General features: G+C 39.0%; 15 protein-coding genes. 11 read left to right on the forward strand and 4 right to left on the reverse strand.

The genetic code is table 11. The features are described 5' to 3' along the window. Positions 1-56: 56 nt before the first annotated feature. The gene (locus AC0VZ5_RS02775) at positions 57-2,213 is read right to left on the reverse strand and encodes a TonB-dependent receptor family protein (protein ID WP_475474160.1); all 2,157 of its coding nucleotides are present in this window, start codon (positions 2,211-2,213) and stop codon (positions 57-59) included. Between the two features lie 243 nt (positions 2,214-2,456). Then, the gene (locus AC0VZ5_RS02780; protein ID WP_008465324.1) at positions 2,457-3,314 is read right to left on the reverse strand and encodes a LysR family transcriptional regulator; all 858 of its coding nucleotides are present in this window, start codon (positions 3,312-3,314) and stop codon (positions 2,457-2,459) included. Positions 3,315-3,440: 126 nt separating this feature from the next. On the opposite strand from AC0VZ5_RS02780, the gene AC0VZ5_RS02785 reads away from it, so the two are divergent. The 11 genes from AC0VZ5_RS02785 (at position 3,441) to AC0VZ5_RS02835 (ending at position 21,194) form a co-directional block, all read left to right on the forward strand. After that, positions 3,441-4,040 carry a hypothetical protein gene (locus tag AC0VZ5_RS02785; RefSeq protein WP_475474162.1) on the forward strand — a complete coding sequence of 200 codons (600 nt, stop codon included), beginning with the start codon at positions 3,441-3,443 and terminating at the stop codon, positions 4,038-4,040. A 118-nt stretch (positions 4,041-4,158) separates the two neighbouring features. After that, positions 4,159-5,241, forward strand: coding sequence for a glycine cleavage system aminomethyltransferase GcvT (gene gcvT / locus AC0VZ5_RS02790; protein WP_008465327.1), 1,083 nt, complete (start codon positions 4,159-4,161; stop codon positions 5,239-5,241). Between the two features lie 76 nt (positions 5,242-5,317). Then, positions 5,318-5,707: a glycine cleavage system protein GcvH gene (gene gcvH / locus AC0VZ5_RS02795; RefSeq protein WP_008112430.1), complete on the forward strand. Its 390-nt coding sequence runs from the start codon at positions 5,318-5,320 to the stop codon at positions 5,705-5,707. Between the two features lie 152 nt (positions 5,708-5,859). Continuing rightward, positions 5,860-8,751: an aminomethyl-transferring glycine dehydrogenase gene (gene gcvP / locus AC0VZ5_RS02800; RefSeq protein ID WP_138594841.1), complete on the forward strand. Its 2,892-nt coding sequence runs from the start codon at positions 5,860-5,862 to the stop codon at positions 8,749-8,751. Between the two features lie 328 nt (positions 8,752-9,079). After that, complete coding sequence (locus AC0VZ5_RS02805; RefSeq protein WP_475474165.1) at positions 9,080-9,853, forward strand: Hachiman antiphage defense system protein HamA; 774 nt, start codon at positions 9,080-9,082, stop codon at positions 9,851-9,853. Beyond that, positions 9,837-13,376 (forward strand): DEAD/DEAH box helicase, encoded by a 3,540-nt coding sequence (locus AC0VZ5_RS02810; RefSeq protein WP_475474167.1) that lies wholly within the window; start codon positions 9,837-9,839, stop codon positions 13,374-13,376. The genes AC0VZ5_RS02805 and AC0VZ5_RS02810 overlap by 17 nt, the downstream gene beginning before the upstream one ends. 223 nt (positions 13,377-13,599) lie before the next feature. Continuing rightward, a complete protein-coding gene (locus tag AC0VZ5_RS02815) occupies positions 13,600-15,435 on the forward strand; it encodes an ATP-dependent nuclease (protein WP_475474169.1) in 1,836 nt (611 codons plus the stop codon). 2 nt (positions 15,436-15,437) lie between these two features. Then, positions 15,438-16,328, forward strand: a complete 891-nt coding sequence (locus tag AC0VZ5_RS02820; protein WP_475474171.1) for a phospholipase D-like domain-containing protein — start codon at positions 15,438-15,440, stop codon at positions 16,326-16,328. A 1,041-nt stretch (positions 16,329-17,369) separates the two neighbouring features. Beyond that, positions 17,370-18,185, forward strand: coding sequence for a TnsA endonuclease N-terminal domain-containing protein (locus AC0VZ5_RS02825; RefSeq protein WP_475474173.1), 816 nt, complete (start codon positions 17,370-17,372; stop codon positions 18,183-18,185). A gap of 305 nt (positions 18,186-18,490) precedes the next feature. After that, positions 18,491-19,638 (forward strand): IS3 family transposase gene (locus tag AC0VZ5_RS02830; protein WP_475474175.1). Its coding sequence is split into 2 segments (ribosomal slippage): positions 18,491-18,728 and positions 18,728-19,638, totalling 1,149 coding nucleotides; the frame shifts between segments, so codons are not numbered across the junction. A gap of 677 nt (positions 19,639-20,315) precedes the next feature. Beyond that, entirely contained in the window at positions 20,316-21,194 is an 879-nt protein-coding gene (locus AC0VZ5_RS02835; protein ID WP_475474177.1) for a delta-class carbonic anhydrase, read from the forward strand. A 42-nt stretch (positions 21,195-21,236) separates the two neighbouring features. Here the strand turns inward: AC0VZ5_RS02835 and AC0VZ5_RS02840 are convergent, their stop codons facing one another. Together AC0VZ5_RS02840 and AC0VZ5_RS02845 are read right to left on the reverse strand one after the other, a co-directional pair. Continuing rightward, positions 21,237-21,914, reverse strand: a complete 678-nt coding sequence (locus AC0VZ5_RS02840; protein WP_475474178.1) for a response regulator transcription factor — start codon at positions 21,912-21,914, stop codon at positions 21,237-21,239. After that, a complete protein-coding gene (locus tag AC0VZ5_RS02845) occupies positions 21,911-23,470 on the reverse strand; it encodes a sensor histidine kinase (RefSeq protein ID WP_475474180.1) in 1,560 nt (519 codons plus the stop codon). The genes AC0VZ5_RS02840 and AC0VZ5_RS02845 overlap by 4 nt, the downstream gene beginning before the upstream one ends. Positions 23,471-23,642: the final 172 nt, after the last annotated feature.

The raw sequence follows: 23,642 nt of genomic DNA on the forward strand, positions 1-23,642 counted from the left end.
AGCCGAAATTGATTACATCAATCTCGGCTTTTTTGTACTTTTAAGTTAGCGCTTTATTAAAAGCTGTAAGAGTAACCCATTTGTACTGAGCGTGGCTTACCAGGTTGAATACCGCCATTTGCACGGTTAGCAATGTAGGTTTTATCAAACAGGTTATCAACGCTTAGGTATACTTTTTGATTTTCATCAATTAAGTACTTAGCAGCTAAATCCCATACAACACGGCTATCAATCGCATTTAAGCCTGAGTCAGAAAGGTCAGCATGTGCATCCGATACGTAACGTATTTGGCTATTAACAACAAAGTTATTCACTTCGGCACCAAATGATAAAGCAACTTGGTTTTCTGGTACGTAAGGCATTGCATCGCCTTTTTCTACAGAGCCCCAAATTTCTGAATCAAATGTGTTTTTAAACTCTGAATCAGTGTAGGTGTAAGTCAGTTTAACTGGGAACGCAACTGATGCAGTATTAAACGTACGACCAGCGCTAAATTCAAAGCCTGATACTTCTACTTCACCGTAGTTGTATTGGTCGCCAATGTTGTCGTCGCTACAACCTACTGATGCGGTACAGTTACCATGCATGTTGTCGTAATCAGAGTAGAATGCAATCACTTCACCGTTAAAGCCGTTTGCATTAAAACGAGAACCAAACTCAATGTTAACGCTTTCTTCTTCGTCTTGGTCAGCATTGCCTGGCGCTGCGGGTGCATAACCTTTTTGAATGCCTGCAAGTAACGTTACGTTGTCGTTAAGTGTGTAAGTAGCACCTAAAGACGGTACTAAAATTTCAGTATCGTTTGAAATATCTTTCGTTAAGCCTTGGCTACGAGTTGGATCTGATTTAGCCCATTCTTCACGGGTAATAGTAATGTCTTCATAACGCAGACCTGCACTCACGACTAATGCATCCATTGTCCATTCGTCTTGAATAAATAGGGTGCTTGCTTTTGCGCTGTCTAAGCGATTGCTATTAGAGCCAGGTGCGCCTTGTGAGGTAAGAGTCATGCTTAAATCTTGATTAAGCGTGTATTTGTCTTCCCACTGGAAACGATCCATTTCATCTTCGTGGTAACGTACGCCAACTGTAATGTAGTGATCGCCCGCTGGAATGTGTAATTCAGACTGCACGCCTTTGGCTTGGTAGTCGCGGTTATTAGCTTTAACACCTATGCTTTCGATACCTTCAGCCGTTGGGTTTGCTTCAAATTCACTGTATTGCTCAAGGTAGCTTTCGCTTACTTTACTGGCTTTGTACCAGTTACGGTGGAAGTCATTTAAGTAAGCGGTTGCTAAAAATTCGTAACCTTTACCAAAGCGGTATGCATAGTTTACTTGGTATGCATTATGACGGGTGTTCATCTCATCATTTTGCGATGCCGCATAACGACGGTTAGGATTTTCTTGGTAATCGGCGTTAGTTAAGCCCATGTACGTTTCGTCTGATGTTTCTTCAGAGTACTTAGCCTTAAACTCAATGTTGTGGGCATCGTTTTCACCAAAGGTATGGCCAAACTTTACCAGTACGTCATTTTTTTCAAAACCAGTGTTGTCATCGCCTACTGGTAATTCTTTAAAACCATCAGCGCCGTAAGAAAATACTTCAATTAAGCCCGCTGTGTTATTTTTTTCTTTAGCGAAGTAAGCGTGACCTTTATAGTAACCATCGCTACCAAGTGCCGCGTCAACCATACCCATAGAGCTATTTGCTTCAGTTGGTAAGCTGCGAGAAAGTAAATTTAATACACCACCGGTAGTGCGCGGGCCATATTTAACTGAGGCAGCACCTTTTAATACTTCAATAGACTCCATACGACCCATTGTTGGGAAGTAATAAGCCGATGGTGCAGAATAAGGAGCGGGTGCAACGAGTACGCCGTCTTCCATTACTGAAATTTTATCGTTACGGCCAGTACCTGTGCCACGCATACCAATGTTAGGACGCAGACCATAGCCATCTTCTTCTTGAACGTATACACCTGGTACAGATGCTAATACGCGAGAAATATCGGTAAATTCGAATTTTTGCAATTCTTCATCAGAGATAAATGTAGCAGAACCTGGAATATCGTTAATTGCTGCTTGTGAACCAATAACGGTAATTTGTTCAAAATTGCGTTCAACGCCGCCGGCATCTTTGGCCATTGCTGTTGCACTCAAAGACAGCGCTACGGCTGCAGTTAACGAAGAAACTAAAAATTTATGTGACATTGATTATCCTAAAAATAGTTCAACTACTAAAATTGGCGTAATTTAAACATGTTAACGAATGAGAATCAATATTATTAAGTTTTAGTTATATTTACATTTGCCGTAAAAATACGCTGTTTTTATAACATTTTTAACTAAGTGTTTATTCTAATCTTATAAAATTAGGATAATGTATTGGCTGGTGGCGGTTAATTTAACCTGAACTCTGTGTGGGATAGATTTATTATCCAGAGTTCAGGTTATTTAAGCAGTGGGATAGCCTAAGCGCAGTTTAATAAATTCGGCGAGTTTAAATACCGCGTTTTCAGGTTCGCTGGCGGTTTTTACTAAACTAATACCTATGCTACCAAGCGCAGGTAAATGTTTAGTGTGTAAGTGATAGGCTAAATCGTTAGGTACGGTACTTTTTGCGAGCACTGTTATACCTAAGCCTTCTTTTAATGCGGCAATTAAACCGGTTAAATCGGCATTACTGTAAACAATACGATATTTAATGCCTGCTTTTTCAAGCGCCTGAGTTGCTCTGCGTCGGTAAATACAGCCCTCAGGCGCGGTCACTAAGGTTACCGTTTCATTTTGTGCCAGTGATAGGTCGCCCACCCACACTAATTGGTCTTGAATAAAAATAGGGAATTTTTCTGAGTCTAGTTGCTCGTTAAGCGCTAACACTAAATCAAATTGATCTTGGCGCTCATCAGACAGTAGGTGTTTACTTAAACGTGATTTTACTTCAAGTGATACCTCGGGGTAGAGCGCCACAAAATCGCCAATAATGGAGGGCAAAATACGCGCGGCAAATTCGCTAGGGATCCCCAAGCGCACTTTACCGGTTACACTTTCTGAGGTGAACAACTGCAAAATGGCATCGTTATGCTGCACCATTTGCTTTGCCATCGGCAGTAATAACTCGCCATATTGGTTGAGCACTTGTCGTTGCCCCTGCTTTTTAAATAATTTATAGCCGAGTAAATCTTCTAAACGTTTTACTTGTAAGCTCACCGCAGGTTGCGAAAGGCCAAGTAAATCGCCTGCTTTGGCAAATCCACCAACCTCAACCACCATAACAAAAGTTCGTAAACTGTCGGTTGAAATATTTTTCATATTTAAAATTACTATTTATATGGCTATATATATAAGTATTATTTATCAATTGATAAGTAATTACAATTTGTTGTTGTAAGGCTTGCGCAATATACTTTTGCTATTAAAGATTGATAGGTATTTGTTATGACTTTTAACCCGATTATGTTTGCCCGCCATAGCAACGCTAACAGCGCGGTTATTAATGCCTTACAAGCCGATAGCAATCACGTTGTTATGGACTTTAGTGGTAGTGAAGCATCGGTATTTTTAAGTGCTATTTTAGGTCATGACCTCACCAAACTTACCGCTAGTGGCTTTGGCTTTAAAGGCACACTGGATGGCGATTTAAATTCTGATTTTAGCTACGCTGTTTACTACTTTAGCGAAACGGCCTTTCGATTTGTACTTCCTGTTAATGCCAGCCTGCAATTACAAGCGCTCATTAACGAGCAGCAGCTTAGATACGATATCGACTTTGTGGTACGCACCGACTTAGCGACCTTTACTTTAAAAGGCGACAATGCATTTGATACCTTAGTTGAGGCATTTAAACTAACCCCAGGGTTACGCCTTGCTGATGCGCAGCTTTGCTATGGCGCGCAAAGTGGTGATGTGTTTGTTACTGCAGTAGATCAAAACAACGAACAGCAGTTTATTGTTATTGCTAAAACGGCCACCCTTGATAAGTGGCAACAGTATATGCAGCAACAGGGCTTTAGTGTTACCAACACGCAAGCGGCCTAACGGGTAAAAGTTAAAGATTACAATTTGGTAGGCTTATTAATGGCTACCATGTTATTCCCCCTCATTTAATTGAGGCCACGCCCACACACATGGGTTAATTTAAAAGTGAAGGAATATTATGACTTCTAAAACAGTATTACATGCAAAGCACCTTGAAGCCGGCGCAAAAATGGTTGATTTTCATGGCTGGGAAATGCCAATTAACTACGGCTCACAAATAGAAGAACACAACGCCGTACGTAACGATGCTGGTATGTTCGACGTGTCGCACATGACCATTGTTGATATACAAGGTGAACAAGCACAAGCGTTTTTACGCAAGCTAGTAGCTAACGATGTTGCTAAGTTAACCGTACCAGGTAAAGCGCTTTACACTGGCATGCTTAACGAGCAAGGCGGCGTAATCGACGACTTAATTATTTACTACTTTAGTGAAACATTTTATCGGTTAGTGGTTAACTCAGCGACCCGTGAAAAAGATTTAGCACATTTAGCTAAGGTATCGAGCGATTTTGCTGTAACGGTTACTGAGCGCCCAGAATACGCCATGATTGCGGTTCAAGGCCCTAATGCACGTACTAAAACAGCCCAGGTATTAAACGCAGACCAGCAAGCTGCAGTAGAAGGCATGAAGCCATTTTTTGGTGTTCAAGCCGGTGATTTATTTATTGCTACAACAGGTTATACTGGCGAAGACGGTTACGAAATTGTAGTACCAAACGAGCAAGCAGCCGATTTATGGCAGCAACTGCTTGATGCCGGTGTAGCGCCTGCGGGCTTAGGTGCGCGCGACACACTGCGTTTAGAAGCAGGTATGAACCTTTACGGCCTAGATATGGACGAAAGCGTATCACCACTGGCAGCTAACATGGCATGGACTATTGCATGGGAGCCAGAAGATCGTGACTTTATTGGTCGTGATGTTTTGGTAAAACAACGTGCAGAAAAAAGTACTCACAAGCAAGTAGGTCTTATTCTTGAAGAAAAAGGCGTACTACGCAGTGGTTCTAAAGTAATTGTTGATGGTGGCGAAGGTGTTATTACATCTGGCACATTCTCACCAACATTGGGCTATAGTGTTGCATTAGCACGTGTACCACGTTCAACTGGCGACACAGCTCAAGTAGAAATGCGTAAAAAATTAGTTAACGTAAAAGTAGTTAAGTCGGGCTTTGTACGTAACGGTAAATCAATAATCTAAATAATTTGGTTATACCAATAAATAAGTTAGCCTTATTCATTGGTATTCTCCCAATCTAAACCAAAGGATGAAAAAAATGAGCAATATCCCTAGCGAGTTAAAATACGCACCTTCACACGAGTGGGTTCGTAACGAAGGCGACGGCACTTACACTGTTGGTATTTCTGAGCATGCGCAAGAGCTGCTTGGCGACATGGTATTTGTTGAATTACCAGAAGTAGGCGACGAAGTAGATGCTGGCGAAGACTGTGCAGTAGCAGAGTCAGTAAAAGCGGCATCAGACATTTACGCGCCAATTAGTGGTGAAATTGTTGCTATTAACGAAGAGCTAGAAGATGCGCCTGAAACAGTAAACAACGACGCATACGGCGACGGTTGGTTATTCCGCATTAAAGCGTCAGAAGAGTCTGAGTTAGATAACTTATTAGACGCTGAAGGTTACGCGCATACAATTGACGAAGACTAATCGTTAATTAATAAAAGCCCCTCTATGTTAAAACATTGGGGCTTTTATGATTAAAACGCTTATTTTTCCATACAAAGTAAGCAGCTAAATCATCACATATTTTAATCAATACTAGTTACCCATTAGTATTTGGATCATAGGAATCTGGACACATGTCAAACGCCAAATCTCTTGAACAATTAGAGCAAAAGCAAGATTTTATTCGCCGCCATATTGGGCCAAGCCCAGCGCAAGTAAACGACATGCTTAGCGCTCTTGAAGTATCGAGCGTTGAAGAGCTGATCGGTCAAACTGTACCTGCTGGTATTCGTCTTGAGCAGGGTCTTAATATCGGCGAAAGCCGCACCGAAGTTGAAACACTAAGCTACTTAAAATCAGTAGCAAGCAAAAATAAAGTTTTCAAATCGTATATTGGCCAAGGCTACCACCCAACTCACGTACCGCACGTAATTTTACGTAACGTACTTGAAAACCCGGGTTGGTACACAGCGTACACACCGTATCAGCCAGAGATTGCACAAGGGCGTTTAGAGTCACTATTAAATTTCCAGACTATGACCCTAGATATTACCGGCCTAGATTTAGCAAGTGCCTCACTGCTTGACGAATCAACCGCTGCAGCCGAGGCAATGGGCCTTGCAAAACGTGTATCTAAAGCTAAAAAAGCCAATGCGTTCTTTATTGCCGACGACGTACACACGCAAACCATTGACGTAGTGAGCACCCGTGCAGAGCAATTTGGTTTTGAAATTATTGTAGGTAAAGCAGCCGATGCTGTGAACCACGATATTTTTGGTGCGTTATTCCAATACCCGTCAACATCAGGCGAAATTGTTGACATAACAGACCTAATAGCTGGCGTACAAAGCAAAAAAGCGATTGCCTGTGTAGCAGCCGACATCATGAGCTTATTACTATTAAAAGCACCAGGTAAATTAGGCGCCGACGTAGTACTGGGTTCAGCACAGCGTTTTGGCGTACCTATGGGTTACGGCGGTCCTCATGCAGCATTTTTTGCAACACGTGATGCGTACAAACGTTCATTACCAGGTCGTATTATTGGTGTATCAAAAGACCGTTTAGGTAACGATGCATTACGTATGGCAATGCAAACTCGCGAGCAACATATTCGCCGCGACAAAGCCAATTCAAACATTTGTACTGCGCAAGTATTATTAGCGAACATGGCTGCGTTTTACGCGGTATACCATGGCCCGCAAGGCTTAAAAACCATTGCACAACGCATTCACCGTTTTGCTGATATTTTAGCAACTGGCTTAAAAGCAAAAGGTGTGGCACTTAAGCACACTACCTGGTTTGACACATTAACAGTGGTTGATGAAAACAAAGCCGACGTGATTGCGCGTGCTGTAGCTAAAGGTGTTAACTTTGCTACTAACCATGCAGGCGAGTATTCAATTTCAGTATCAGAAACCACAACCCGTGCAGACGTTGCCGAGTTATTTGATATTATTTTAGGCGAAGGCCATGGCCTAAGCGTAGATGCGATTGCCGCTGATGTTGAAGCAAATGGCAGCGACTCTATTCCTGCAAGCCTAGTGCGTGATGATGAAATTCTAACGCATCCAAACTTTAACAGCTACCACAGCGAAACAGACATGCTTCGCTATATTAAGCGACTTGAAAACAAAGATTTAGCGCTTAATCATTCTATGATCTCGTTAGGTTCATGTACCATGAAACTAAACGCGACCGCTGAAATGATCCCAATTACCTGGCCTGAATTTGCAAACCTTCACCCATTCTGCCCGCTAGATCAAGCAGAAGGTTATCAAGTAATGATTAACGAACTACACGATTGGCTAGTTAACATTACCGGTTACGATGCGGTTTCATTGCAACCAAATTCAGGTGCACAAGGTGAATACGCAGGCTTAATCGCCATTCGTAAATACCACGAGTCACGAGGGGACGCGCACCGTAACGTATGTTTAATCCCAAGTTCTGCGCACGGTACTAACCCAGCATCGGCACAAATGGCCAGCATGAAAATTGTGGTTGTTAACTGTGATAAAAACGGCAACATCGACATGGAAGACTTAAAAGCGAAAGCTGAAGAAGTCTCTGAAAATCTATCATGTGCCATGGTAACGTACCCATCTACCCACGGTGTATACGAAGAAACGATTCGTGAGTTATGTGAAATTGTTCACCAGCACGGTGGTCAAGTTTACATGGATGGCGCAAACATGAACGCCCAAGTAGGTGTTACTAGCCCAGGCTTTATTGGCTCAGATGTGTCGCACTTAAACTTACATAAAACTTTCTGTATTCCACACGGCGGCGGTGGCCCAGGTGTTGGCCCAATTGGTGTTAAATCGCACCTTGCGCCATTTATGCCAAATCACAGCGTAATTAACGTACCAGGCACTAATGAAGGAAATGGTGCAGTATCGGCAGCGCCTTACGGCTCTGCAGCTATTTTACCTATTTCATGGGCTTACATTGCCATGATGGGCTCTGAAGGCTTAAAACAAGCGACAGAAATGGCGATTGTAAATGCTAACTACCTAAGCAATGAACTTAGCAAGCACTTCCCAATTTTATACCGTGGCCGTAATAATCGCGTTGCTCACGAATGTATTATTGACCTACGCCCATTAAAAGAAGCCTCAGGCATTACTGAAATGGACGTTGCTAAGCGCTTACAAGATTATGGTTTCCACTCACCAACAATGTCGTTCCCAGTAGCGGGCACATTAATGATTGAGCCAACTGAATCTGAGTCTAAGGGCGAGATTGACCGCTTTATCGAAGCGATGGTATCGATTAAAGGTGAAATTGATAAAATCATTTCTGGTGAATGGTCTATTGAAAACAACCCACTGGTATTTGCACCGCACACGCAAGCTGATGTGTTAGGTAATGAATGGGACCGCGCGTATGACCGTTTTTACGCTGCATTCCCAGTACCAGCAGTTGCAAAAGATAAGTTCTGGCCAACGGTTACGCGTATCGATGACGTATACGGCGACCGTAATTTAGTATGTGCATGTCCTCCGATTGAGACATACCGCGACTAATTTTTGAACTTTTGAGGAACATTAATTAAGTTGGTTAACGATTTAATGAAGATGGTTATTTTAATTAAGTTGGTTAATTAACTAGATCTGACACTAATTTTTAAAAGGCGAACCATTTCTGGTTCGCCTTTTTTATGTCTAGCTAATCCTGTAGAAATTTTGATGTTATTAATCTCTGCTAATAGTAGCGATTACATTGATTTAGTTATATTAAATGATATGGGACAAAAGATTACAATAAAAAGCATGCTAAGTTATTATTCCACCATAACAATATAAGTGATTACATAAGTATGTAACTCTATCTAAAAGGACAATTTATACTAGGATGTTATCTTTAGAAGCCAAGTCAGTTGTTACTGAAGTTCAAGACCAGTCTAACGAATTCAAAATACTAACGTTAAAACCTGAAGAATTTAATGCACTTAGAGATGCATTGATTGACACGTTACCTGATTATTATATCGACCCACAATCTATTGCTGGTACATTGGCTCGCTTAGGGAAAACAGCAGCAGCAGAGAAGTTATTAACTAAAATACCAGAAGTTAAAAATATCCGTTCTGGTGATATAGGAGAGGTTCTTACATCTGATTATATAGAAGAATATACCGAATACACCGTACCTATACGTAAATTACGATGGAGAGATCATCGTAATATGGCAATGCGTGGGGATGATGTAATAGGTTTCGTTTTCGATCAGCAGCGACAAACAATTAAATTCTTAAAAGCAGAAGCGAAGGCTAATAAAGCGATGAGCCGAAAAGTGTTACAAGATGCTCGCAAAGAGCTTAGTTTAGACCATGGCTTTCCCGCTCCTCATGCATTGGAATTTGTTGCAGATAGATTGCGAGAAACAGGTAATCAAATACTTGCAGATTTAATCGAAAAGGTTCAATTAGTTGACGGAATTAGACCACACCAAGTTAAGCATTTGTTATTCACATTTACAGCTTCGAATCCAGCAACCTTACAAAGAGAAGATTTTGATGCTTATGAAGGTAATATCGAACAAAAATCAGTAGGACTTAGAGTTACTGATCATCAAGAGTTAATCACAGGAGTTTATCAGGGAGTGATCGATGGCCTCGACAATTGAAGAGATAGAATCATTAATCAATGAAGCTACAGCACCAGGCTATAGAAATAGTTTACTTGAACGAGGACTTGCACGTTCAATGATCTGGTCTGATGGGGAACTTCCTGATGGAGCACCTAGGTTTGCAGATAAGTTATCATATGATCTTTTATCTTACGGTTATTCATTGTTATCACTTGCTATACGTTTGAGAAATTTAGGAGGAAATGAAAGCCTATGTCGTACTGCATTTGAGAAGTCAGCAACAGCAATTACAAATGTTATTCATAATGGAAACTCGAACGATCCAGAAAAAAGTTTCCATAAAGTTTTGGCTTCCTCTGCATATCATCTGGGTAGGTTTTCAGCAAAAGCTTATTCGTTAATTCATGGGAACTTAAATCAGGAAAATATAAATCCATTAGAAAAGTTACTTTCATTGTTAATGTTAAGACAGTTTGATCAAATAGAGACTATGGTGCTTGAATGGAAAGCATCAGGTGCTGGTTCAGATGAAATACTTGCATCAAGGATAGAGACAGAAATTGATCATTTGAATAATATAGCGAATACCGATGATGAGCCTGAAGAATATGGTATTTCTTCAGTTGAACTGCCAATTATTCAAGAAGCAATCATTGATAATTATTTTTCATCAATATTCGAATTCTTATTTGCGCTAGAAACAGGTCAGCAGGTTTTAGTTGAAGGAGCTATTACAAGAATAGATACTAGTTTATCTGTTTGTAGCGAGTTGAATCTATTACCGCAATGGTGGGTTTTAAGGATTACAAAGCACTTATTAAAGGATTTGTGGGAATCGAGCTTTCATAAAATAATTCCAGGAGCGCAAAATGACGCTCATGATAATGATTGGAACCGTTTACGGTGGTTATTTATTGCATCGCTCTATAAACGCAATAAAGCCGAAATTGACTTGTGGCCGTCACAATTAGAAGGAGCCAAACGTGCTGTTAATGATGAAGATGATCTTGTTGTTTCGTTACCTACGAGTGCTGGTAAAACAAGAGTTGCTGAACTTTGTATTTTAAGATGTTTAGCTATTGGTAAGCGTGTTTTATTTATTACACCTCTAAGAGCATTATCAGCCCAGACAGAATCATCATTAAGGAAAACATACTTACCTCTAGGTAAGACAATTTCCTCTCTCTATGGGAGCATAGGTACAAGTGACTTTGAGCAAGATGTTTTAAGAACACAAGATATCGTAGTAGGTACGCCAGAAAAACTCGATTTTGCTTTAAGAAATGATCCAACTTTAATTGATGACGTTGGTCTAGTCATTTTGGATGAAGGGCACATGATTGGTTTGAACGAACGCGAAATTAACTACGAAGTTCAAATACAACGATTGTTGAACCGAGCCGATTCGAATGATCGAAGAATTGTTTGTCTCTCTGCGATTTTACCAAGTGGTGATCAATTTGAAGATTTTGTAGGTTGGCTAAGACAAGATAGAGATGGTGACGCTATACAGTCAGATTGGCGACCGACAGATTTAAGATTTGGAGAGATTGTTTGGCAGGGGCATTCTGCAAAAATTGATTTTACTATCGGTGAAGAGCAACCTTTTATTCCAAGGTTTATTACTCCATTTGTACCACCACTGCGTAATCCAGGATTACGTCAAAGACCATTTCCCAAGGATGCTCAAGAACTAACGTTAGCTGCCGCATGGAAGTTAACAGAAGATAATCACACTGTTTTAATTTATTGCCCACAAAGAACGTCTGTAAACGCATTTTCCAAAGTCATTATTGATTTGCATAAAAGAGGAGCACTACCTTCAGTGTTAAGTGTTCCTGAACATAAAATTGAATTGGCAAAAGTATTGGGGAGTGAATGGTTAGGTGAAAACCATCCAATTTTGGAGTGCCTCAATATCGGTGTTGCAGTGCATCACGGAGCCTTACCCACACCATTTAGAAAAGAGATGGAAAAGCTCCTACGAGAAGGTGTTCTAAAGATAACTATATCTTCACCAACATTAGCTCAAGGTTTAAACTTGGCTGCAACGGCTGTAATAGTGCATTCACTTTATCGAAGTGGCGACTTGATTGAATCATCTGAATTTAAAAATGTGATAGGGAGAGCGGGAAGAGCTTTTGTTGATACTCATGGCTTGGTGCTACACCCTGTTTTTGATCGCCACGATTGGCGAAAACGAGAATGGAGAGCACTAGCTAATAATTCTACAGCTAGAAATATGGAAAGTGGTTTATTTAGACTGATAGCCTCTCTATTGCAAAGGATGGCGAATAGTCAGCAAGCTCAATCTATCCAGCAAGTTCTTGAGTATGTGATGAACAACTCATCTGTTTGGGACTTTACTTCATTACAAAATGAGACAGAAGAACAAATTGAGGAGCATCGAAACTCTTGGGAGAAGCATTTAGTCAGTTTAGATACGGCATTGCTGAGTATGTTGGGCGAAGAAAACATCGCTATCGATGAAATTCCAAATGTACTTGAGGAGATCCTTCAGTCATCCTTGTTACAACGTAGACTAAATCGTCAGCAAGAAGAAATGAAGGTCATTGTTAACAGTGTCTTAGCACAGAGAAGTAAACACATCTGGAGTTTGACTACTACTGAACAGAGGAAAGGTTATTATTTGGCAGGTGTTGGTTTAGAGACAGGTCAAAACCTAGATGAAATAGCTCCTCAGGCTAATGCATTATTGATTGAAGCCAATGCTTATATTGATAATGATGATCAACAAGAAGCTATAAACACGATAACAGAATTAGCAGAAATGCTCTTTGATATACCTCCTTTCAAACCAAACATATTACCTGATGATTGGCGAGAGATTATCGAAGCGTGGTTAAAGGGGGAAGCTCTCAGAGAGCATAACTTTAATTCGATTGATGATACGCTAAGGTTTGTTGAAGATGGGTTAGTTTACCGTCTTCCTTGGGGCCTGGAAGCTCTGCGAGTTCGTGCACAAGCGAACAACGATGTTATTTCAGAAGGATTAACTATAGATGATTTTGAAGTCGGCTTAATCGTTCCTGCTGTTGAAAATGGTAGTCTAAATAAAAGTGCATCTATGCTAATGCAGGCAGGTTTTAGTTCTCGTATTGAAGCAATAAATGCTATTCAATCAACGCATGCTTCGTTTTCTAACAGTCGTGAATTGAAAACATGGTTGTCATCTAGTGACCTGAGTTTGTATATAGACGCAGCGAAGTTAACTGACGAAAATACCGTAAAATTGTGGAAATCATTTATTAATGAATATAAGCCTAAGTTAGATAGGGTTTGGGATGGTTCCTCCATACAACAACCTGTTAATTGGTATCAAGGAAATAACTTTGCTATTGGGCAATTCGTAAGGTTGCATAATCCAGAAACAGGTAGTACCGAAGTACTCAATTCAACTGGAGACCTAATAGGGGCGTTGCGAGTACGTTATAAACTTTTACAAAATGGTATTTATCTAGCTCGGATAGAAGCAAATAACCAGTTAGGTATAGATTACTGGGGAGCTGGAGAAGAGCCTTTTACAATAGAGTCTTAATTTTTAAGTGAGCTAATATTTTAGATTGTAGTTAGCATTAATTGATTTTCAAAATTTAAACTTACAAATGATTACTTATTTAGTTAAAAGCCAAAGGTGATTCATTCGATAATAAGAACTCAATTGAATTAGTAAATCAACTCCAAACTTTATTGGTTTGACTTCACATAGCAAGTTATCTTCATTGTGAAAGTCTCATTTTATATATTAAAAGGAATTATTTATGGCTCAAGTGCCAAGTATTAAAAAGTTAAAAATTAAAAACTTTGGGTGTATTGGAAGTGAGCAAGTAGAACTAGATATAGACAATATCGTCGTTTTAGTTGGTCCTAATAACGCTGGAAAGAGCACAATTCTTAAGGCTTATGAAGCAGTCACAGATTGTCTTAAGTTGGAACAAGATGACTTTCATAATAAGCAAGTAAGTGTAGATAATTACCCTGAAATTGAAGTTCATTCAGTTGCAGTTGATGAAAATAAACCTGGTGATGAGTGGTGTTTAGACCTTGGTGATGGTGATTTTCTGATAAAGGAAAAATGGAAGTGGACTGGAACGAATAGAGAACCAGAAAGAGTTGGTTTTAATGTAAATCTTGATAGGTGGGCTGAAAATGGTGATCGAGAAAAAATGCCATGGGGCATGAATAATGTTGCTAAAGCTAGAAGGCCTAAACCTCATAGAGTTAATACTTTTGATGACCCTGAAATTCAATCTAAGGCTATAACTTCTTTATTAAAAAGTTTGTTGGAAGATAGTATTCAAAGTATCAAAGAGAACGATGATGATGAAAAAACTAAATATGAGATACTAGTTGAAAACTTGAAATCCTTACGTGACTCCTCGAAAGTTACTCAGCAAGAAAGTATTCAAGGCTTGGAAGGAAGCGCTAATGAAATAATAAGTAAAATATTTCCAAGTCATGAATTAAAGATTACAGCTCCTGAGAGTCAAGCTCCTATAAAAATTGATTTACTTGGAAATGAATTTACCATTGAAATGGGGCCAATTGGCGGCCTAAGCTTCCCTCTAGATAAGCAAGGAAGTGGCAGCAGAAGAACTGCTTTATGGACTATCTTAAAGTTACTTGCCGATAATGGAATGCGTGCCAAAAATGCGGGGCCGAGAGCTCAATCCCATCATGAACCTGTTGGTCCTAATACTGCACATGTTCTATTACTTGATGAACCCGAAGTAAGTCTTCATCCTTCAGCTACTGAAATAGCAAGAGATGTACTTTACTCCCTACCAGAAAATGAAAATTGGCAAATTATGGTTGCTACTCATTCGCCTAGCTTTATAGACCTAACAAAAGACCATACCACTATTATTAGGGTAGAAAAGAGCCAAGACGATCATATTGAAACTACGACTTTGTTTAAGCCAGAGTCTACGCAACTTGATGATGATGATAAAGAAAATCTAAAACTCATCAACTTATTCGATTCTCATATATCAGAAGCTTTTTTTGGTGGCAAAGTTCTTATTGTTGAAGGGGATACAGAGTACTCAGCATTTAACTATATAAAAAATAAAGAGTTAGAAGGTGGGAACGATGACTATCATGATTTAAATGTTATCAGAGCCAGGGGGAAAGTAACTGTAGCTTCAATGATGAAAGTATTAAACCACTTTGGTAATCGATATTTTGCGCTTCATGATACAGATGTGCCAACTGTTCAGTCTAAGCGGAGGAATAGGGAATTAAGCACCGCAGAATCAATAGTATATGACAAATTTACAATGGTTAATCCTGCTTGGACCAACAATGAAAAGATTTTAGCTCAAATGACAGAACAAGCTAGAGTAGTAGCTTCTGTTATTAATTTCGAAGATGCCTACTTTGATGAAACGGTGGGAAGTGATAAGCCTGAAAACTGCATCAATCACATGAAAGATGATGCTGAAATGTACACCAAGATCAAAGCGTTACTAGATGGAATAATTGAACTAAACAATACAGAGTTACCTCACGGAGCTTTACTTTGGTCGGATATGTCTGAAATAAATGATGTTGTGCAAGCGAGATTAAATTCAGTAACTATAAATCAAGAGGAATAAATGTGGCTGTTGAGGCTTATTTCGAAGATATCGAACATGAGATAATAAAGATTCTGAGGTCATCTACCGAGTCTGTAAAAATATGTGTTGCTTGGATCAGTGGAGTTATATACACCCCTATATTGACAGAATTAGCCAATAGAGGAGTAGCTGTAGAATTGATATTTGACAATAACTCTACGAACTTACTCCATGGTGTAAGAGAGTCACCTGTATATACGACATATCCAATAAACACCCGCCTATCTTCCTCATTAATGCATAATAAATTTTGTATTATCGACAATAGTATAGTGATAACAGGAAGTTATAATTGGTCTAAGAAGGCAAAAGATAGTTTCGAGAATATCGTAGTTATAAGTAATGAGTTTTCCCTAGTTAAAGACTTTCTACATGAGTTTTATGATTTAGTCGCATTTTATAATGATTTTAGAGCGAATTATGTTAATAAATGCTTTTGTGGTTCAAATCTGTTTAACCTAGGGATATTAGGGCAAGAGTCAGGGGTTTATGATGAGTCCAAAATAGATATCTGGAGTGTATGTGTAAAAAATCATCATATTACTCATCTAGGTGAAGAATATGAACATCACTTTCAAACTCAATTGGGCGAGAAAGATGCACCTAATTGGGATGATAATAGATTTGAATATGATAAGTCCTTAATGTTATCTGAATTTCAGCAAGAGCGTTCAAAGATAAATTTTTTGCAGGACTATTTCGATAAACGAGCTGGTTATAAGATTCATGCTGTAGGTGCCGTTAATATGGATAATCGGAATGCCCACGTGAAGGGGGGTGAAGAACCAGAATATGTGGTGAATATCTTTTTGAAAGATATGTATTTACGAAAGATCATTCCAGATATTCTTTATGATGGCGGTTTTGACTGAGTTCACAGGATAATATCAGAACATGTATAAAGTATTGAGCGCTGTATTTGGAGTAAATAGCTTTCAGCCCAATTAATTAGGGTTTATGAAGCGCTTCTCACTCATAGTTACCGCTATTAGTGGCTAATTCAATTAGCTATTAAGGCTTACCATATAGATTACCAGACCATATTTTGTATTAATTTACATGAATTCTCGATACTACAAGCCAAATTTTGAACAGGTTTCCCCAATATTAGAATAGGAATAAAGTTCATAGAAAGATTTTATTTATCTATTACGTCTTCCAAAATACTAAAACTATATTCTGAATTGAAAGCTATTTTAGCTTTTTATGTTGAATTACTATTTAATGAATATTTCTACTGTAAATTTTTGAAAACAAGTGCTCCTTATATAATTGAGGACAATAAAAATTAATATTACCGAGATTATTTCTTCTCACCGATCACTTTAATCTACATGGTTATCTTCTCATTTCAGAGAAATGAGGTATACCGACGCTAAAGCGTCGAAGGTATCCAGTAGCCACTTTTACCTCCTAATAAATCAGTCAAAGTGATAGATCTACACATTGCTAATTCCCCCTTATAAAGCTCAACTAGTCGAATGTTAGTGCGTAGCAAAAATTGTGAAATTTAAACGTCTTTGAAAATATAATCACTTTTTTAAAATTATTTTCATTCTATTTTTATAAAAATAATTACTACTTACCTCTAATTTAATAATGACATTGTAGATCGTTAATTAAATAGTAATTACCTACCTAAATATTCTTTCTAAACCCTATCAATTAGTTAACAGTTTTTGTAAAAAACTCTGTTTTTTTTATGAAAATTGATTGTTGATTTACTATTTTAATAAATAACTAGAATGTCAAAATATACAATAAAATCAATGATTTGATCTTGTTCTTGTTTGGTGCTATAAGTCTTTTTAAATTCACATTATGAGATTTTAAAAATGACAAATTCGATTAAATCATCAGCTTTTTATCACCCTGTATCTGAACTTTCAGTTAACGATTAAGAGGTGGGATAAATGAGAGTAAAAATAAATAAAGCTACAGGGAGTATAAGAAAATGGATTGATAGCATGGCTAAAGGAGAGTTTCAGCCGATCATAAAAGTTTGGAGTGGTCCCAAAGGAACTCGAAGACACTTCTTTAGAGGCGTTAAAGCAGGCCGTAATCATCACTTTTTATCTGATGGTGAGTATCGTGCAGGCATCTATTACGAATCCCTTCCGCATATCATCGATTATTTTGAACAGTTCCCACTATGGGACATTGAGCGAGCAATTAAAATCGCGAATGAAATGGGCGGTAAATACCCTCAAGATAGTGATGGTGAGGCTTACATCATGTCTACAGACTTATTATGCCGAGAATACGATCCAATCCAAAGGAAAGTGATTCAAATAGCTCGTTCATATAAACCAATGGACTCACTTGATTTTAAATCAAAACATCCGATTTCCGTACATCGTACTTTGTTCAAGCTTGAATTGGAGCGCAGGTACTACGAGGAACTAGGGATTTTATATCGGCTCATAACTGATGCTCATATCTCTAAAACTTGTGCCCATAACCTAAAAGCACATCGAGAGTCTGCAAAATACAAAAATGAATTCATTGAGCATGAAGAACGGTTTTTATATGAATTCGTAAATTTATGTTTAGCTAATGAAAGCGATGAAGTAAAAGTTAACCTGGAAAAGCTAACATCAAAATTAATGCTGTCTTACTCTGATTTATATGCTTTGTTCCAATGGGGAATTTGGACTCATCAAATACCAGCAAATCTTGAAGTTAGAATAAATCCATATAGACCTCTTATCCTTAAAGAGGTCGCATAGTATGTTTCATAAACACACCATTATTCATACAGAAAAAAACTCAATAAATTTATTGGTTGTTGATGTTAACTATCAACATGGAAAAATTGCTTATTTTGATCTGAATCAGCAACCTAAAGCCCGTAAATCATTGTCTAAAGATCCAAAGCGTTCACCGATAAGACCTAGCCGGGTACAAAGTAAGCCATTGTGTGCAAGCATAGACGAATTCAATCTCCATATTTCTAAATATGATTATTTTGGACTTCCCATAGTTTGCTAGACACCCAATAAGTTACATTGTAACTTCTAATAAGAGGTGTTTTATGAGCAAAGGTAAACGGTATACCCAAGAGTTTAAAGAAGCGGCTGTTAAACAAATTACTGAGCGCGGATATTCAGTTGCAGAAGTCGCTGAACGGTTAGATATTTCTACTAAAACGCTATATCACTGGCGAAGCCAATTATCAGATAAACCTAAATCCGTTCAACCATCCGATGAAAAATTAAAGATCGCTAAATTAGAAGCGCAATTGAAACGTGTCACGGAGGAACGGGATATTTTAAAAAAGGCCGCAAGGTACTTTGCCAGCAACCCCGAGTAAAGTACGGCTTCATTCGTGATCATCAAAGTGAGTTTTCCATTACGACGATGTGCCGCCTTTTTAAGCTGCATCGCAGTGGTTTTTATGCGTGGTTGAAAAAGCCTTTAAGCAATAGAACGCTTGAAGATAATCGTTTGTTGAAGCTCATTAAAGAGTTTTATGTAGCCAGTGGTGGCACGTATGGTAGCCCTTGGATACATGCAGACTTACGTGAAGCCGGTGAGCAATGCAGCGTAAATCGTGTCGCTAAGATCATGCGACAACATAAGCTTAAAGCACAAATTGGGTATAAGCGTCGCCATATTAAAGGCGGTAAGACATCGCGGATTGCAGATAACTTATTAGCGCGTCAATTTAACCCACCTGCGCCGAATCAATCATGGGTGAGCGACATAACTTACATAAGAACTTATGAAGGTTTTTTATATGTGGCAACAGTAATGGATTTATTCTCTAGGCGTATTGTGGGTTGGTCGATGGATAAAAATATGGATAAGCGCCTTGTTATAAACGCACTGCTGATGGCTGTATATCAACGTCAACCGAAGGCTGAGGTAATGGTGCATAGTGATCAAGGTAGTCAATACAGTAGCGCTGACTATCTCGCATTTATGAAAGAACATAATCTTGTGCCGTCGATGAGCCGTGCTGGGAACTGTCATGATAATGCGGTTGCTGAAAGCTTTTTTGCGACAATTAAAAAGCGAATAGTTAAGCGTAAGATATACTCGACACGCGAAGATGCGAAAGGTGAGATATTCAATTTTATAGAAATGTTTTACAATCCAAAAAAGCGCCACTCACATACAGGCGGTGTTTCACCTGCTAAGTTTGAAGAAGCGTATTATTCTGAATTAAAAACTGTCTAGTGAAAGCTGGGAAGTCCAACGGCAGCCAAAGAAGGGGATAGATTTTCAAATTTTACTCTGCTGCAAATGATTCATCCTTGAAGCTGGGTTACTGTCGGCATCCATGCCTTCACTTCCTCATACTGCGAAGCTGCGCTTCGGTTATTCGTCACCTCCCAGCGCACCCGAGCATCACGCTATTTCCTTCAAATAATTAATTGATGTGAACGTAAACGGCGAAGATAGGGCATCCATGGCCTGGTTTCGCCTTATCGCGCATCCATGCGCGACATTACTCATCAATTGCTTATTTTCAGGGCGTGATGACGAGGGAGGTAAATGTGAGATTGAAGCTTGGCTTTAGCAAGTAGCAAGCTCTAAACCGATAGACCTTAAAATACAGAGTTTGTTTATATTACATACCATTTTTAATCTAATTTTAATCTTCCCGCAAAGTCTTTTTTAGATATTTTCAATAACATATCTATCCATAGCCCAATTTATATGTGTGGGGCAGTTAGTTTTATAACGGATTGAGTAAATATCATAGTAATGGTTGCATGCCCTCGCTATCACACTTTTATTACGGTGCTATCAGCTAAGTTTGAGTGTGGCGAGTAATAAAGCAACGCATTGGAATAATGAATTTAAATTTACTGCCTCACATTCATTGTTCAAGTTATACATAAGGAATGAAAATGAAAGCCACCAATACGAAAAAGCTGATTTTTTGCAACAGTACCTACGCTGTTGCTTTGTCTGCAATGGTTTTAACAACAGGTACAGTTTATGCCAAATCTGTCGCTGACAGTGTTATTGCTGAACAACGAGAGGTGTTACAAAAAAATACTGAGGGTAAGGGGTTTGGCCCGCAGTCGCCTCGCGATATTGATCAAGACTATGGCACTAATTTACGTAATTTTGCTGAAGCGCCTAATCGCAGTAATCTAAATTTATGTAATATCCATTTTCATAAAAACGCTGAACACAAAGGGGGGGAATTTACCACTTATGCTGGAAATGGTGATGGCAAAGGCACTAATACCGGTTACGTTTATAATGGAAAGTTAACTGCTGCACAGTTAGCACCTGTTAAAGCAAAAATATGCGCTGCCAAGGGCAATTCACTTCAGGTTGGTGACACACTTGAGGTACATTTTGTGTATTCTTCAGCGCAAGTTAAACCTGCACCAACGCTTGGTGCATGCTTAGCTGAAAGCACAATGAATCCAAGTCTTAGAGTTGAAGGGCAGGTTATTGTGTTAGCAAACGATAAGTATGCATTGGATTTTGATGATCTCACAGACATTGAGCAAGTTAATGGCTATTACCAAGCGCCAAATATACCTATTAATACGGGAGTAGCAGTTGAGTATTTAGGTTCAACAACCGGACCTGGATACAATGAAAAAGCATCACCATTACAAGTTAGTTGGAGTGTTAGACCCCAAGTTGCTGTTGTTGATATTAACAGTGTGGGTAAATGGTGTGATGATAATGAATTTGATGAAGACCATGCTCATGGTGTACGTAATTTGGTTCAAAATCCTAAATTACTTTCACCAATTGTTAAGTGATCAAACTATTGCAAAGCACGAGCTAACAATTGTTAGTTCGTGCTACTTTAACCCAATACGGTAACCATTACCGCGTAATGTTTGGATCACTAATAAGGGATCTTTTTCTAACTTTTTTCTTAATCTGCTGACGTAAACATCGATGATATTGGTGTTAGGGTCACTACAGGTTTGCCATACGCGACTTAATATTCGCTCCCTTGAAAGGACTTTATTTTGGTTTTCAGTAAAATATAGTAGTAATTCAAACTCTATTTTAGTCAGTGCTAATTCTTCACCATTGATTAACGCTATTCGCTCTTGTAATGCTAACTCTAAATTACCAACGCGTATGGTTGGTGGTACTGTTTGTTGGGGGGCATTCATGCGTCGTTTCAACGCTAATACCCGAGCTAATAACTCATCGAAATCAAATGGTTTACACAGATAATCGTCAGCCCCCATTTCAAGGCCTTTGACACGTTCAGGCACTTCATCTAAAGCTGTTAGCATTAATACCATCGGTGGGTTAGGTAATGTTTTTATTGATTCTAGAATCGATAGACTATCGGCAGCACCAAACAGCCTGTCTAGAATCACTATTTGTGGTGCGTTTTTCTTTATTGATGGAAGCACTTCATGAAGTTCATGTAAACTTGTGCATGTGTAGCCTTCAGCCTTAAGGCCTCGTGATAAAAAATTAAGAAGAGGCACTTCATCGTCAGCCAACAGTATATTCATGTTATGTCCTCAATAGGTAAAATGATTGAAAATATCGAGCCTTGCCCTTGAGATGACTCTACCACTATACTGCCGCCGTGAGCCTCGACAATCACTTTTGCGATAGGAAGACCGAGCCCTAGCCCTTCATTATGTTTACTAAATCGGACAAACCGTTCAAATATATTATCAACTTCGGCGGCTGATATGCCTTCGCCATTGTCTTTAATTGCAATTGTCAGTAATGAATCAGGCTTTGTTAGCGATACTTCTACTGCTTGATTGGCTTTTGAATATTTGATGGCATTGTCAATCAAGATTGAAAGTACTTGCTGTAATCTTTGTTTATCAATGGTGGCAATCACGTCATTTAAATCAGGCGCTGCTATTAATGTGATTGCACGGTTAACATCAAGCTTTTTCCATTTTGCGACTTCTGACTGAAGTAATGGCATTATCTGCACGGGCGCTACTTCTAAATTCAGCTGATTCATCTCGGCACGTGTGAGTAGCAATAAATCATCCACTAAGCGGCTTAAATTTACAGCTTGTTCAAGTATGGAACTTAAAGTTTGATTATAGTCATCTTCAGAAACAGAGTTCATTCTTAGGGTGACTTGTGCCTCGCCACGAATAATTGTTAATGGGGTTCGTAACTCATGTGAAACGTCAGCGATAAATTGCCGGCGGCGTGAATCAATTTTGGTGAGTTGTAAATTTGCTTCAGTGAGTTCACTGGTGCGCTGCTTTACTTCTAATTCTAACTGTTTTCGTGACTTCGCCGCATTTTCTTCATGAGCTTGAAGCCTTAAAGCGAGTTGGTTGATTGATGTTGCAAGCTCTTCAAATTCGTCATCTAGCGTAACCGATATGGGTTTTTGATAATGACCAAGAGCAATAGAATTGGTTGCATTTGCAATCAGTATAAGGGGTTGATACAGCTGATTAAAAAGCCAGTAGCAGCCATACAGTATCAGTGGTATAGATAATGCTCCTAAGCCTAATGCAAACCATAAAATAGTGGTGTTGAGAGCATCAATTCGAGCGTTAATTGCAGCTACAACATGAGTTTGTCTGGAAACAGCAGAATTAATGGCTTCTCTAAATTGGTCATCAATAGTTACTTCTAGCAGTCGGCGAAGCTGTGCTTGTTGACTGAGCGGAGCTTTATTGTCACTAACTACTACGGCCCTAAACTCAACGGTTATTTCATCGATCAGTCTTACCAGTTCATCGGTATCTTCTACGCTTCCTTTTGTAAAAGATAGGCCAAGTGCATCACGTTGTTCCTGCTCTAGTTTTCGTATTTGACTGATAGACTGCTGAATTAAGTTTTGTTTTTTTCGAACATAAGCTTGGTTAGCATTTCGTCCAAAAATAATTTCATCTGTGAGTTGTTTAAACAGTCGATATGAAATACTCGATAACTTTTCATGCTCTACAAGTAAAGACTGAGCAATATTACTCTGGTGCAAGTTTTCACGTGTTAAATGGGCTGAAATAGCAGTGCTTAGCAAGGCTAAAAATAAAATAAACGCAGTGGTTAGGCCAAAATAAAATAGTTTACGTTTGTACATGTTGATTGACTGGTTTGAAAAATCTTAACTAGGTTACATGCAGGGCTTAGCCTTAGCAATAGCGCAACTGAGTTGTAGGTTAAGATTTTGGGCTTTGTACCACTAACTTAGATTTATACTTTACTACTATACAATAACGAAAGGTCTCTCCCATTAGAAAGTTCTGGTCAAG

It is taken from the genome of Pseudoalteromonas sp. QJM3NY_12 (genome assembly GCF_056173165.1).